This window comes from Hungatella sp. SB206 (assembly GCF_051132295.1).
In the GTDB taxonomy this organism is placed as follows: Bacteria; Bacillota; Clostridia; order Lachnospirales; family Lachnospiraceae; genus Hungatella; species Hungatella effluvii.
In genome coordinates, this window is record NZ_CP096603.1 from 3187917 (window position 1) to 3201658 (window position 13742).

Here is a 13742-nt window from a genome sequence, read left to right on the forward strand (position 1 = left end):
TACTTTATTGCACATATACAGCGTGTTAATCGGTTGAATAAAACCGATATAATGTATAACGGAGAACGGATATAGCGACACATGGAAGGAGCGTGCCGGTTTTATCCCTGCCATCTTAAAGCGAAGAAAAAAATAGAGTAGAAAGGAGAGAAACGATATGGCAGCTCCAGCGGCGCTTCTTGCTGTCAAGGCGGCAGTAGCTGTGGCGGTGGATAAACGTGGGAGGAATGTGATTGCCTCGGTTGTGGCGGCGGTTCTGGTACCGTTTGTTTTAGTGATCATTATGCTGTTAAGCATTATGGACGGGACCAGCTCCCATAACGTGTCTGCGGTTGACCAGGTGTTCCGGGACGGAATCATTTCCAGCCAGGTGCCTGAAGAATACCGGAAGTACATTGTGGACATGCGGACCAGCTTTACCTCCCTGGAGGATTTGATCGCAGGGATCGATCATGTGGAAGATGGGGAACTGGATACGGAACGAATCAAATCTGTTTTTTATGCCATGTATTTTGGCAGCGCACAGCCGTCACTCTTGGCACAGAAAGAATTTGTGGACTGCTTTGTGGAGTACGAGGAGCGGGAGGATGAGGACGGGGATTCCTACACGGCGGCTATCCCTATCACAGACCTCAGCACTGTGTATGATAACATCAGGCAGCGCCTGGGGCTGGAAATCGGGGCAGAGCAGGAGGCAAATGCCCAGAGAATCTATACCGTTGCAGTATACGGTTCGGCTGTTCCGGGAGGGATGATGGCCGGAGCTGCCATGGGAGATGGCAGCTACCAGGCACTGTTTACAGAGGCAAGCAAGTACATTGGATTTCCTTACCGGTGGGGCGGTTCAAACCCGCAGACTTCCTTTGACTGCAGCGGTTATATCTGTTGGATTTATACCCAGTCCGGAGCGTACCAGCTGCCACGGACATCAGCCCAGGGAATCTTTGACCAGTGCGCTGTGATTCCAAGGAAGGAAGCGAAGCCGGGGGATCTGGTGTTCTTCACAAAGACCTATGCTTCCTCTACTCCGGTCAGTCATGTCGGCTTGTATGTTGGCGGGAATCAAATGTTACATTGCGGGGATCCCATCGGTTATGCAAACATTGATTCCAGCTATTGGCGCAGCCATTTTTATGCATTTGCCAGACTTCCGGCCGCTTAGGTGTTGAGTAACTGATAAAGTTGCAAAAAAGATTGATAATTTACAATAAAAAATGATAAAAGCTGTTTCAACAAAAAAGTGACAAATGGCTTGATAAAAACAGTATGAAAAAGACAATTATGTTTGATAATGCAGGGCCGTTTCTGAAACGCATATCTGCTTGAAACAAATATTTTAGAGTGAGCACGTTTAAGTATAGCTTTGCTTTTATGCCGGATGAAATCAAACGGTATTTTATCAAACATAATTGTAAAAATTGTGCTGGAAATTATCAGTTTTAATTGTAAACAGACATTGGGTTTGATTGCTTTTCGCGAATATCTTTGGTGGTTTTATGTATCGACTTGTGAATCAGTATAAGATATGTTGGCTGGTAAAAGGAGGTGAGGAATCATAAATGAGCTGGAAGAGCAGGCAAAAAACTGATGGCAACGCGTGTTCGGGAAGTCAGAGATGAATACAGGATGAGCAGGTCCAAGACCTATGATTTACAGGTGAAGGAGCATGTGGCAAGAATGGACCGCATCCTTCATTCACTGTCAGATGAGGACCACGAATGACTGGACAATCAGCTGCTTGATAAGTTCTGCATATGCGAGACGGAATGCCGGGAGTTATATATGGCCGGTTTCCGGGATGCCATGCGTTTGCTCATGACGATTGGTCTTTAACAAACAGAATATGAATCGGAGTAGGGCCGCTATGGATAGTAGCATAGCGGCCTGTTCTGATTGTGAAAACTTTGAAGTCACATACTCATGAAAGGGGAAGTCGGAATGAAAAATACTACATTGACGCTGACCTTCAACACGGAGCGGCTAGATGCCCTGACCTATCATATGGGCAAAAAGGAAGCGGATCTGAAGGAGGAGTTAGGCGATTACCTGCAGAAGATGTATGAGAAATATGTGCCGCAGGCCACCCGGGAGTACCTGGATGACAGGATTTCCAGGGAAGGAGCAGCAAAGCCGGCCAGGCCGAGACGGCAGGCAGAAGAGAGCCATGCAAGGAATCAGACGTGCCAGGAATTGGGACAGGCGGGCAGTGTATGAGGTATAAGGATCAGCATGGCAATGAGATTACCGAGGGCATGTATCTCCGGTTTGAGGATGGCAGTGTAGAGCAGGTCTATGCCTGCCAGACAGGAGATGAGAGCGATCTTGGGATTAATGCCAGCAATGAAGCCTATCTGCAGGCTCACGGTTTGGGGGATTTTCCCCATGAATTATACCCGCTTTCCGAGTTTGATCTGTCAGAAGTGGAGATTTGCGAGCCGGAGCTGGAACTGCGGCAGCCTGGCATGATGGGATAGAGCATCCATTCCGGGAACGTGAGCCTGTATTTGGCCGTTTGTGCCGCTTTGGCAGGCGGAGTGGGACTGGGATACCCCGGCAGGAATGACGGCCTTGTTGGGCCTTTGTAGCCGGAGGTTATACGGACAGGTAGCTGCAGGACTGGTTGGGTCGAAAGTGGTGCAGGTTAAAGGGGTTATGCTGCTTTTGCAGCCTAACCCCGAGAAACACCGGCCGGCAAAGCCGTCCGGAGATTCTGGTTTGAATACTTTGTTGGCGATAAGAGGAAAATATGGTGCTGATGGGGCAAGAAAATGGCGTAAGTACAGGGAAGCTGCGGCATTTTTATGATTACCGAAGGAGGGGAGGAACTGGAGGAGGAAACAAAGAAGGTGCGCATAGGCGTTTACATGGAGAAGGAGTTGGTAGACCGGGCCGATGAGCTGTTGAATTTTGCCGGAGCCCGCTCCAGAAATGAGTTCGTGGCGGAAGCGGTAAAGTTTTATATCGGATATCTTCATTCTAGAAAAGCGGAGAACTATCTGCTTCAGACATTATCTTCCGTCCTCACCGGTACGGTACATGACAGTGAAAATCGTCTGGCCCGGATGGATTTTAAACTGGCAGTGGAGTTGTCCAAGCTGGCGCATGTGATCGCGTATTCCCATGACGTGGATGAGGAAGCGCTGCACAGACTGCATGTGAAATGCGTGGAGGAAGTAAAGCGGATCAATGGTGCGATTGAGTTCGAGGATGCTTATCGGTATCAGAAACGGGAAGTTTAAGTAATGATAAAATAAAAAGAATGATACGAGAGAAGATTCAATATGGCACAGGATCAGAGGATGGAGGTTATCATCCACCGGTTAGCGAGAGAGGCGTTGCAGAATCGGAGAGCCGAAGCCAAAGGATCGGGAGCTGCTGGATGAACTGGAGACATTGGGTACAGAGGTTAAAGCATTGATGGAACAGCTTCCGGCTTTAATCACTTTCAACAGGTCATAGTGGGAGGTGAAAATACAATGAAACAATGGAACTTTATAAGAGGCGGTGCCGGGCTTATGCTGTGCGTGATTCTGATGGCTGGATGTGCAAAATAAATGCCCCTATCCAATGGAAGCAGCGGCGCTGTGGTTCCGGAACATGTTCCGGAGCCGGCTTATATTTCTGATACCTCACCGTCAGACTGTTAGCTCTGCGGGGAGGGGAGGGACTCTGATTCCGGCATATTGGGAAGAAGATAACATTGGAATCATTGACTTAAATCCGTTCTGAATTTCTCATATCAGCATCAATGAATATGATGATCATGGCAGAAGAATTAAAAATGGCTGGAGCGGTTCTAGTTTCAACATGCTGACAACAGGAGAAGATGGTATGTCCGTGTGGGGAAGTACAGACAACAGCCGGGGCTACTATTCCGGGCAGGCCAGTATGAAAAGCCATATAGGTTTGGACTTGGAGGAGGTATCTGGGTTTCTCTGTACCGGCTGCCTCAATACACTGTTGGATGAGTGCTATGATGAAACGTATTACAATCTCGGAATTGTAAATTTTAAAACACGTGAAATCCTTCTGTTGGAGAAGAGGGTGACAGCATTTGTTTTTGATAACTTTTATATAGACTGCAACTATTATGAAGACGAACCAGGAGAGGGTGAATACGGCTTTGATTTATTGATATTTTATTGCCCACCGCGCTATAAGAGTTCATAGAAGGAACATGTTATGCCTAAAATCATTTTTACCAGCCGCTATATGAAGGCTGCACCAGCTGCTCAGCTTGCAAACTATGTGAAATACATCGCTACCAGGGAAGGGGTAGAAAAGATTGATGAGAGCAAGCGGGAACTCCCGGCAACCGTAGCACAGAAAAAACTGATTTCCCAGCTTCTCAAGGATTTTCCAGATGCCAAAAATATGTTAGAGTATGAAGATTTTAAAATACATCCAACAATTGGAACTGCGTCTGAATTTATTTCCACTGTGTTGGAATGGAACCAGGATCAGCTCTCGGACCGGGAGAACTATGTGGACTATTTGGCGAACCGTCCTCGTGTAGAACGTGTGGGAGAACACGGACTTTTTACAGATGTTGGGACTCCAGTGGTGATTTCCAAGGTGCAGGAGGATGTGAAACATCATAAGGGACCGGTATGGACACACGTGGTCAGCCTGCGGAGGGAGGATGCAGCCCGTCTGGGATATGACTCTGGAAAGCAGTGGCGGGAGCTTCTGCGTTCCAAGCGGGCGATGCTCAGCAAACACATGAAGATTGATAGTGAGAACCTGCGCTGGTATGCTGCGTTTCACAATGAAAGCCACCACCCGCATGTTCACATAATGGTGTTCTCTGCGAAAGATAATGATGGATATTTGACGGAGCCGGCGATTGAAGCCATGCGTTCCGAACTGGCTCATAGTATCTTCCGTCAGGATTTTGCAAACCTCTATGAAGAGCAGAACCTAGCTCGCACGGATTTGAAAAAAGAAGCGGAACAGCTGATGAAAGAACTGTTGAGTCAATTGGAACAGGGAGTGCTGGTGAATCCGGAGATTGAAAGACGGATCTGTCAGCTTGCCGACCGGTTGCAAAAAACAAAAGGGAAAAAAGTATACGGTTATCTGAAGGCGGATGTAAAAAAAATAGTAGATCAGATAGTCGATGAGCTGGAAAAAGAACCTGAGGTTGGGAAGCTGTATCAGACCTGGGGAGAATGGAACAATCAGATTTTACAGTTTTACTCCAACAACCCTCCGCCGCTTCCGCCCTTATCAAAACAGCCACAATTTAAAAGTATTAAAAATATGGTGATTGCCGAAGCATTACAGATCGGCAGTCACCATTTTATATTTGATGAGGAACCGGAGGAATTAGAACCAACAGAATTACCGCAAGAGAAAGGGCTGGATGAATTACTGGAAGAAGCGGAGACGTATGAAACATCGGTAGAAATCAACACACCGAAACGGGAAGCCGCTTCAAATACCTATGCCGGAAATCAATCTCATGTTACATGGGGGGATGAGTACCGGGAAGCGCGAAACTGCTTATACGGGAGTGAAGAAGCTGAGCCTGACTTTGCACGGGCATTCCAACTGTTTCAACAGGAAGCAGAAAAAGGAAATGCACTTGCCATGTATGATCTTGCCCGTATGTTTGCTGATGGACTTGGCAGGGAAGCGGATCCTAATGCCGCACAGAATTGGTATGCAAAAGCGATTGCTGCATTTATGGAAGCAGAGTTCTCGGCAAAAGAAAGGCAGAAGTCCTATCTGCAGTACCGGATTGGGAAAATGTATGCGGCAGGTCTAGGTACGGAGCAGGACTATGGAGAGGCAGCGGAATGGTTTGGGAGAGCTGTCAGACAGAATCATAAGTACGCTCAATATTCTCTGGCCGGTCTTTACTATAGAGGACAGGGAGTCGAGCAGGATTACCGGCAGGCACGAAATCTCTATCGCTGTTCCGCAGAGCAGGAAAACCCGTATGCAGGTTATGAGCTGGCAAAGATGTACCGTGATGGAATCGGAGCAGAACCGGATGGACAACAAGCGGCTACTTACTTTGAGGCGGCCTTCCGAGGCTTCCTTGCGTTGGAAAGTAAAAGCCATGATGACAAATTGCAATACCGCCTGGGGCAGATGTTTTATACGGGAACTGGAACTAAAAAAGAGGAAACAAAGGCGGTAGAGTTCTGGCAGAAAGCAGCCAGGCTGGGAAATGCAAATGCTCAGTATTCATTGGCAAGCCATTGGCTGAAAACAGGGACCGGAGATTTACAGCAGGCGTTAGAGTGGATTCAGAAAGCCGTAGAAGGAGAGAATACAGCGGCCATGTATTCCTTGGGGAAACTGTATCTGGAGGGCGAGATGGTTCCACCGGATATTAAACGTGCAATTGAATTATTTGAGAAGGCAGCCATGAAGGGACATGATTATGCAGCGTACCGTCTGGGACGTCTCTATCTGTCGGGAGAGAAGATCAAAAAGAATGTGGAGCTAGCAATGGAATGGCTTGGGCAGGCTGCGGGTGCCAACAATTTATATGCACTTTATACATTTGGCAAGTTGTTCCTTATGGGAGCGGATGTACCGAAAGACATTGAACGGTCCATCTATTACTTCAAACGAGCTGCGGAAGGCGGCAATGAGTATGCAGAGTTTCAGTTGGGGAAGTTGTATCTTCTGGGAGAGGATGTTCCGAAAAATGTAGAGGAAGCGATTACCTGGATTTCCAGTTGCGCGGACCGTGGAAACCAATTCGCCCAGTATGCGCTGGGTAAATTATATCTTTGCGGGCGGGATGTTCCGAGGGATCGGGAAAAAGCCATTTCGCTGTTGGAGGCAGCGGCAGCACAGGGAAATATTTATGCCCAGTTTTTGCTGGATCATCTGGACTCATTCCAGGATCCATCTGTTTTTCTGTCAGCAACTAGGCTTTTGAATCAACTGACTAAGATATTCCAGGAAGAAGAACGGAGAGAGAGAGCAAGGCATATCAGTGTGGATCGAAAAATGCGGCGTAAAATCCGGGAGAAAAAAGTGGCGCAGGGCCATAAGGGAGATGACCATGAGCCGCAGGAACTGTTGTATTAAAAAATAGGAGGTGGGCAGATGGGGTATGTGCATTTTACAGAAGATCAGAAACAGAGGGCCGGTTCCGTGGACTTGGTGGATTTTCTTCGGTTAAATGGAGAGAGACTCATTTCAGCCGGAAGGGAATGGCGTTTGAGCAGCGATCATAGTATCACGGTCCGGGGAAATACCTGGTATGATCATGCGGAAGAAAAAGGCGGAAGCCCAATCAGTTTTGTCCAATATGTTTACGGAAAAAACTATCCGGATGCGGTTACCATGCTGCTGAATGGAGAGCAGGGCGTAGCATACAAACAAAGCCAGAGAGAAGAAAGCACAAGGGCGCCGTTTGTACTTCCGCCGTCCAACAGCAACATGCGGCGGGTATATGCTTATCTGTTGAAAAACCGGTTTCTGGATCGGGAGATTGTGGATGCATTTGTAAGAAGCGGCCTGATTTATGAAAGTCTGGAGCCATCAAAGGATGGCGCAAAACAATTTCACAACGCAATTTTCGTGGGAAAAGATGAAGCTGGGACGGCCAGACATGCACATAAAAAGGGAATCTACACCTACGGGAAAAGTTACCGCGGGAATATTGAAGGGAGTGATCCTCGGTACAGCTTTCATTGGAAGGGAATCAGCAATACCCTGTATGTATTTGAATCGCCCATTGATTTGATTTCCTATATTTCACTTCATAAGGAGGGCTGGGAAAATCATAGTTATGTGGCGTTGTGCGGTGTTGGGCGTCAGTCCATGTACCAGATGCTGAAAGAAAATCCGAACTTGAAAACAATCTGTCTGTGTCTGGATTCCGATGCTCCGGGGATAAAGGCGATGAGGCGTATTACAGATGAATTGCTGGAGTTGGGATACCAGGATACGAAGGAGGAACGCTCCATTTATAAAGACTGGAATGAAGACTGTAAGGCCGTGCATGGACAGCCCGCACAAGCGGCTGAGGAGTTTCTGGTACAGCCCGCAATAGAAAGAGAATTAAATCTGGCCTACATCTAAGGCGTTGCGTACTTGTTCTTGGAAAAGGGGGAGTAACTTGTTAGAAAATCAACTTGTGCCACTTGTGTGTGTCGGCATTGGTATGCTTATCATGTTTGGAGTCATACCGCTTGTGGCAAACCATTATTCACTCAATGGTATTAAATCTAAAACCGTAGGAGATGGACAATACGGTACAGCCCGGTTTGCCAGCGAGGCAGAGCTCCGGAAGACATTTGCATATGTGCCATATGAACCGAAGCTGTGGAGGCAGGGGAAAAACCTTCCGGAGACACAGGGACTTGTGGTGGGCGCAAAGTTTACGCAGAGAGGAGTGACGGCACTGATTGATTCAGGGGATATCCATCTGCTAATGATTGGAGCGGCGGGCGTTGGTAAAACAGCCAACTTTTTGTACCCTTGTATCGAATATGCTTGCGCCAGCGGAATGAGTTTCATCTGTACCGATACAAAAGGAGATTTGTATCGGAATTATGCGGATATCGCAAGGAAATACTATGGGTACAATATCTCTATTTTGGATCTAAGAAATCCAACCAGATCGGATGGAGATAACATTCTTGGGATGGTAAATAAATACATGGACTTATACCTGGAGAATCCAGAAAACTTGGCAAACAAGGCAAAGGCAGAAAAGTATGCGAAGATTACAGCTAAAACTATCATCAGTTCCGGTGGAGGAGATTCGTCTTCCTATGGCCAGAATGCGTTTTTCTATGACGCGGCGGAGGGACTGCTAACCAGCGTAATCCTGTTGATTGCTGAATACTGTCCCAAAGAGCAGCGCCATATCATAAGCGTATTCAAACTGATCCAGGACTTGCTGGCTCCATCTCCGGTAAAGGGAAAGAATCAGTTCCATCTATTAATGCAAAAGTTGCCGCCAACTCATAAGGCGAAATGGTTTGCAGGCGCTGCGCTCAACTCTGCGGATCAGGCTATGTCTTCCGTGCTTTCAACGGCGATGTCCCGATTAAACGCATTTCTGGATTCGGAGATGGAGCAGATCCTGTGTTTTGACAGTGAGATGGATACGGAGACCTTTTGCAATTCTAAATCCGCCATTTTTATTGTTCTTCCGGAGGAGGATACCAGTGCGACACGTTTCTAACTGAAAAGGTTAGGCTCAAGGACAAATAAACGAAAAATTGAAAGGAGTTTCTGAAATACGAACTTGAAGAACTGATATTCCAAGAGGTGGAATGATGGTGTAACGCCCTGAAACGCCCCCTTGATACTGCGGCAAGAGGTGGGACTTTGTGATAATCCTGCTGTTTGAAGCCCGCAAAAGTCGGCAGAGAGTCACCCAAACAGGTCGAGCTGTGGAACGCTGTTCAGAGGTGGACGGTGTGGCCTATATGCCGGAGGTCTAAAATATGCCTATGGTGAGTATGTAGTGTAAAAGACTACTGACGAACCTCAGATTGTAAGAGTCTAAACTTCCGCATAGCAGAAATGCTATGGTCTGCATGGCAGACGCAAGCCGGGGTAGAGTCAAAATTTGGTGTTATGAAATACCCTACGGTGTTACAGGCACCGGAGTAGTTTGCAGGCTTAGATGAGGCACCTAAGGGCATGAATGGAAAGATAGGAATATCGGAACGTGGTAAGGTCAGAACGTGGAGCCTGTCACAAGGCAGAGAAGCGTTAGAAAGGAAAATTCGATGAATATAACTTGCTTTTATCTGGCTGAAAGTGATGCCACAGTACCAGTGAAACGGTGATAACAAGCCGTGGAGGGATAGGCATTAGTCGCAAGAAAACTAAATAATAAATATTACACAACATGTCATGGGCTCGAGTATGACTAAGAAAAGAAATCTCCATGTTGGAGGTTCTAACCATGACAAACTTGAAAACTCCCAAACGCCAAAAGCTTCGAAACAGTGAATATTATGATGTGTAAGGTGTGTTTAACGAATTATATGCCGTCAGCAAAAAAAGGGAAAAGTATTCGCCGATTTACAGGGGATAATTCAGTCAGAGAAAATATAAACTGGCATATAGAAATATGAAAACAAACAGGGGTAGTAGAACACCCAGAGTAGGCGATAAAACCATTAATGATTTGAGAAGATGGAGCGATACCGACCTTATCAGGAAACTTATGTGGAAGAGAAGTAATAGTAATAAGTATACACTGCAAGGGAGACAAGAAATTCACCAGAACTTGTTTGATATCAATGTAAAAATCTTGCGTTACCTTATGCGGAATTCTATTCTGAATTGGAGTATTGATTATAACGATGATCGAATCTTTCATTATTCCAGACAAATGGTGAAATGTGCAGTAACAGGTAAACGAATGATAGTGGAGGAAATTCACTGTCACCATAAGCTGTCTGTTATGTTTGGCGGTGATAGCCATGCACATTTGACGCTCGTATGCGCCGAAGTACATGGGTTGATTCGCGCTACCCTGAAAGAAACTATTACGACATGGTTAAAAGCGTTGTAGTTGATGGGCTATCAAATCAGGCGTGTAAGCAACCAGCGGAAGCTCTGTGAACTGTGGACGATTTGATAATAGAGTTTGAAAATGTGTAAATCATATTGAAGTTTTCTTGCGATGGAACGCCGGATGAGGTGAAAATCTCATGTCCGGTGTGAAGCGGGGGAAAATCTGGAGATAGTATCAAAGGGTTACCTATCGCTATCAAAGTATTTTATGGTAAGCCTGTTTTTGCAGCAGATCTACAGGGAAATGCTGTCAATCGCAGATGAACATGGAGGGAAACTTCCGAATCGTGCGGTGATTTTTGGAGATGAGCTCGGTACCATTCCCAAGATTGAATCTCTGGAGATGCTTTTTTCAGCTGGTCGATCCAGGCGGATCAGTATGATACCCATCATACAAAGCTTTGCCCAGCTGCAGAAAAACTATGGGAAAGAGGGAAGTGAAATCATCGTGGATAACTGTCAAGACGTTTTATTTGGTGGGTTTGCACCCAACTCGGAAAGTGCTGAGATTCTGTCAAAGGCATTGGGAAATAAAACGGTGTTGTCCGGCTCCATCAGCCGGGGGAAAAATGATCACAGCCAAAGCCTGCAGATGGTTGGGCGTCCGCTCATGACTCCGGATGAATTGAAGTCACTGCCCAAGGGACACTTTATCCTGGCGAAGACCGGCTGTCACCCGATGCGAGTAGAACTACGCTTATTTTTTAAATGGGGGATTGAATTTGAGGAAAAATATGAGGTGGAACAGCATGTGGCAAGGCAAGTGTCTTATGCGGACCGGCTGGAGTTGGAGCAGGAGATTGTTAGGAGACAATTTTGTGAGGATGAGGAGGCAAACTTTTATGAACCACCGGAAATAGAGGGGATTTCAGGCGGAGGTCTGGCGCATGTACCGATGCCAATCAGACAGGCAGTCTCGGGAACCAGACAACCACTTCGGACAGACTAAGGAGGGAGGTATGTGGGATATTACGATTCTGTTTACTCAGAGGAATTACCACACCGTGCGATTTCGGTGTATATGTATTTAAAAGAGCGAGCAGATAAAAACAGCCAGTGTTATCCGGCCATGAGCACCATCGCAGAAGAACTGAAGCTTTCGAGGAGAACGATCCAGCGGGCTGTAGCAGATTTAGAAAAGGCTGGATTTATTAAAACAGAACAACGCTTTAGAAGAAAGGGGGGTAAAAGTAGCTTACTATACACCGTTTTGAAATGATAGGATTACACCAAGGGGATACTCTGCATTTCCGGTGTCCTATGGTATGCGTCACTATGGCGCATGAAGGGAATATCCCATTGCGAGATAGTTTATTAAAACAGAAAAAAATAAGACCATTTAAAACCGCAGTTCATTCAGGGGTGTCTGGGAAGTGACCATTAAAATATTTATAATAGAGTGTTTACGAGTCATTCTAACTGAGTACTGGGTGTCCCTGCCGGAACAGTTCTTCTACTTCATAGAGATCACCGTGAATATAATCCGTTACCCAGTACCATTCACCGGTTCCTCCCCGCACAAGCTCCATACTGGTCATACCGCGTATGTCAACAATTCTCATGAACGCACCTTGCTCTCGCAAATATATCATGCTCTAAAATTTTTCTTTCACGGTTAGCTGGGATACATCATTTTTACACCAGTATGTAGCAAAGACAATCCAGCAGAAAAACTCCACCCAAAATCAGCGCGAGCACGTGTACGGTTCGATCCGCAGTCTTTGACACACAGCGTTGAAAGCAGGGATAAAGCAGATAGAGAAATACCATTCCGCCCGCACCAAATCGCAGACTTGGATTCAATGCAATTCGCCCCTGAAAGTTTGGCGTAAAACGATTATAATCCCACATCCAGCTTCCGGCAGTCCATTCCATCACATAGCTGGCCGCCAACTCAATCACGGTTGTGATGCCCACGATTCCAGCAAAAACCAGTACTGGCGTGATGGGAATTTTACAGACAAGGATACGTGTTTTCATTAGTCGGTACAAGCACAACAACAAAGCCATCGCACCAAAGCCGTACACTGGGCAGTATGGCCCTGTCAATACCCCCCGGTCGGAGTATCCCCACCGATAGATCACAACTTCTAAAAAAATCTCGTATCCCCATCCGATAAACGAGGTCAGCAGAAAAAACAGAAACAGTTCCTCGATTTTTCGCAAAATTTTCTTACTATCAACCAACATCTGGATGTACTCCTTTGTATTTCTTTTTGCAATTTATGGAGTGAAATAATTTTACCACATTTCGGCAAGCAATGCCAGTGTATAACACTGACAATTTTACTGCTTTGACAGGCCAGTAAAATGCTTTCCAGCCGCTTGTTAGGGCCGCCTATTTGCGGCCCCGCGCTATCGCTCTGGGCCTTATTTTCTACCACCCAACTTCTGGCTACCGTGACCATGAAAGAACATGGACATTTTGCTTCCGCACACTCTTTGATGTTGGTGGCTTTCAAATCGCTTAATCGTAACACTTGCCAATAATAAAAGCAGGGAGAAGTTATTTCGGCTGAATAATTACATCTATCCCTAACTTTTGTAACGAACGAAGATTTCTCTTGATTAAATTCTCTTGATTGATAACAGTATAATAATCTGCTCCTAAATCGCAGTATCGAACTTTCTCTTTTAGCATATGATAGATGGCTGTTAGCATGCTGTGCGCAATAGCTGTCAGTACTCGTTTCCCTCCTCTGCGCGCTGCAATTCGTTGGCATCGTGAATAAAAATAGCTTTGCTTATTCCTTATTCCAGCACGGGCGCATTCTACTAAACATGCTTTCAAATATCTATTTCCTTTTCATATTTGGCTACTCATCTTTTTACTGGCGATTTCTTTACATTCTGGCACAAGCCCTGCCCATGAACTAAAACGCAATTCATTTTGGAAGTGTTCCATTTCCACCCTGTTTCTGCCAGAATGCGTTCCACACTTTGCCTCCCGATTCCTGGAATCGCATCCAAAGCCTGAACAGCCCAGCTTATCGGCTCTGTTTTTTAATATTTTCATCTAAAACCGTGATGAGAGAAGTAAGAATTTCTATATGCATTTTTTTAAGACAGAAAAATATTGAGAGACATGCTGATTTTTATTGTGGCAGATATATTGGATTGTTATAATATGGATATGAAGAAAGCGATAAATTACATTTACGGAGGGATATTTGGTGGAATATGGAATTATAGTTGTGATGATAATTTGTGGAGTTTTACTTTTTATTGAA

Annotated in this window: 12 protein-coding genes and 2 pseudogenes; 11 read left to right on the plus strand and 3 right to left on the minus strand. The window is 45.8% G+C overall.

Annotated elements, in window-relative coordinates; translation table 11 throughout:
* The first annotated feature begins 157 nt into the window (after positions 1-157).
* The 11 genes and pseudogenes from M1L66_RS13970 to M1L66_RS14020 all read left to right on the plus strand — a co-directional run bounded on the left by M1L66_RS13970 (position 158) and on the right by M1L66_RS14020 (position 11731).
* Positions 158-1162, plus strand: coding sequence for a C40 family peptidase (locus M1L66_RS13970; RefSeq protein ID WP_117634820.1), 1005 nt, complete (start codon positions 158-160; stop codon positions 1160-1162).
* Positions 1163-1587: 425 nt separating this feature from the next.
* Positions 1588-1722 carry a hypothetical protein gene (locus M1L66_RS13975; protein ID WP_264469643.1) on the plus strand — a complete coding sequence of 45 codons (135 nt, stop codon included), beginning with the start codon at positions 1588-1590 and terminating at the stop codon, positions 1720-1722.
* A gap of 216 nt (positions 1723-1938) precedes the next feature.
* Complete coding sequence (locus M1L66_RS13980) at positions 1939-2214, plus strand: DUF6103 family protein (RefSeq protein WP_117634822.1); 276 nt, start codon at positions 1939-1941, stop codon at positions 2212-2214.
* Complete coding sequence (locus M1L66_RS13985; RefSeq protein ID WP_434693623.1) at positions 2211-2474, plus strand: hypothetical protein; 264 nt, start codon at positions 2211-2213, stop codon at positions 2472-2474. The genes M1L66_RS13980 and M1L66_RS13985 overlap by 4 nt, the downstream gene beginning before the upstream one ends.
* Positions 2475-2801: 327 nt before the next feature.
* Entirely contained in the window at positions 2802-3239 is a 438-nt protein-coding gene (locus M1L66_RS13990) for a ribbon-helix-helix domain-containing protein (RefSeq protein WP_118077425.1), read from the plus strand.
* A gap of 592 nt (positions 3240-3831) precedes the next feature.
* On the plus strand, positions 3832-4170 hold the full coding sequence (locus M1L66_RS13995; RefSeq protein WP_118077424.1) for a hypothetical protein: 339 nt from the start codon (positions 3832-3834) through the stop codon (positions 4168-4170).
* A gap of 12 nt (positions 4171-4182) precedes the next feature.
* Positions 4183-7053: a MobP3 family relaxase gene (gene mobP3 / locus M1L66_RS14000; RefSeq protein ID WP_156703684.1), complete on the plus strand. Its 2871-nt coding sequence runs from the start codon at positions 4183-4185 to the stop codon at positions 7051-7053.
* 18 nt (positions 7054-7071) lie between these two features.
* Positions 7072-8052, plus strand: coding sequence for a DUF3991 and toprim domain-containing protein (locus M1L66_RS14005; protein WP_118077422.1), 981 nt, complete (start codon positions 7072-7074; stop codon positions 8050-8052).
* An 82-nt stretch (positions 8053-8134) separates the two neighbouring features.
* Positions 8135-9148 (plus strand): annotated as a pseudogene (locus M1L66_RS14010) (type IV secretory system conjugative DNA transfer family protein); the annotation flags it as partial.
* A 1560-nt stretch (positions 9149-10708) separates the two neighbouring features.
* Positions 10709-11461, plus strand: a pseudogene (locus tag M1L66_RS14015) (type IV secretory system conjugative DNA transfer family protein); the annotation flags it as partial.
* Positions 11462-11473: 12 nt separating this feature from the next.
* Positions 11474-11731, plus strand: coding sequence for a helix-turn-helix domain-containing protein (locus M1L66_RS14020; protein WP_118077420.1), 258 nt, complete (start codon positions 11474-11476; stop codon positions 11729-11731).
* A gap of 196 nt (positions 11732-11927) precedes the next feature.
* Here M1L66_RS14020 and M1L66_RS14025 read toward each other — a convergent pair whose 3' ends face one another.
* From M1L66_RS14025 to M1L66_RS14035, 3 genes are all read right to left on the minus strand, one after another.
* Positions 11928-12074, minus strand: a complete 147-nt coding sequence (locus tag M1L66_RS14025) for a hypothetical protein (protein ID WP_156703686.1) — start codon at positions 12072-12074, stop codon at positions 11928-11930.
* A gap of 73 nt (positions 12075-12147) precedes the next feature.
* Positions 12148-12702, minus strand: coding sequence for a putative ABC transporter permease (locus tag M1L66_RS14030; RefSeq protein ID WP_118077419.1), 555 nt, complete (start codon positions 12700-12702; stop codon positions 12148-12150).
* 316 nt (positions 12703-13018) lie between these two features.
* On the minus strand, positions 13019-13303 hold the full coding sequence (locus M1L66_RS14035; RefSeq protein WP_147418942.1) for a hypothetical protein: 285 nt from the start codon (positions 13301-13303) through the stop codon (positions 13019-13021).
* Between the last annotated feature and the right edge of the window lie 439 nt (positions 13304-13742).

Bases quoted from the DNA above. Each gene is read 5' to 3' on its own strand.
- M1L66_RS13985 (WP_434693623.1), top strand. From the start codon at position 2,211: ATGAGGTATAAGGATCAGCATGGCAATGAGATTACCGAGGGCATGTAT.
- M1L66_RS13970 (WP_117634820.1), top strand. From the start codon at position 158: ATGGCAGCTCCAGCGGCGCTTCTTGCTGTCAAGGCGGCAGTAGCTGTG.
- M1L66_RS14005 (WP_118077422.1), top strand. From the start codon at position 7,072: ATGGGGTATGTGCATTTTACAGAAGATCAGAAACAGAGGGCCGGTTCC.
- M1L66_RS13995 (WP_118077424.1), top strand. From the start codon at position 3,832: ATGTCCGTGTGGGGAAGTACAGACAACAGCCGGGGCTACTATTCCGGG.
- M1L66_RS13975 (WP_264469643.1), top strand. From the start codon at position 1,588: ATGGCAACGCGTGTTCGGGAAGTCAGAGATGAATACAGGATGAGCAGG.
- mobP3 (WP_156703684.1), top strand. From the start codon at position 4,183: ATGCCTAAAATCATTTTTACCAGCCGCTATATGAAGGCTGCACCAGCT.
- M1L66_RS14030 (WP_118077419.1), bottom strand. From the start codon at position 12,702: ATGTTGGTTGATAGTAAGAAAATTTTGCGAAAAATCGAGGAACTGTTT.
- M1L66_RS14025 (WP_156703686.1), bottom strand. From the start codon at position 12,074: ATGAGAATTGTTGACATACGCGGTATGACCAGTATGGAGCTTGTGCGG.
- M1L66_RS13980 (WP_117634822.1), top strand. From the start codon at position 1,939: ATGAAAAATACTACATTGACGCTGACCTTCAACACGGAGCGGCTAGAT.
- M1L66_RS13990 (WP_118077425.1), top strand. From the start codon at position 2,802: ATGATTACCGAAGGAGGGGAGGAACTGGAGGAGGAAACAAAGAAGGTG.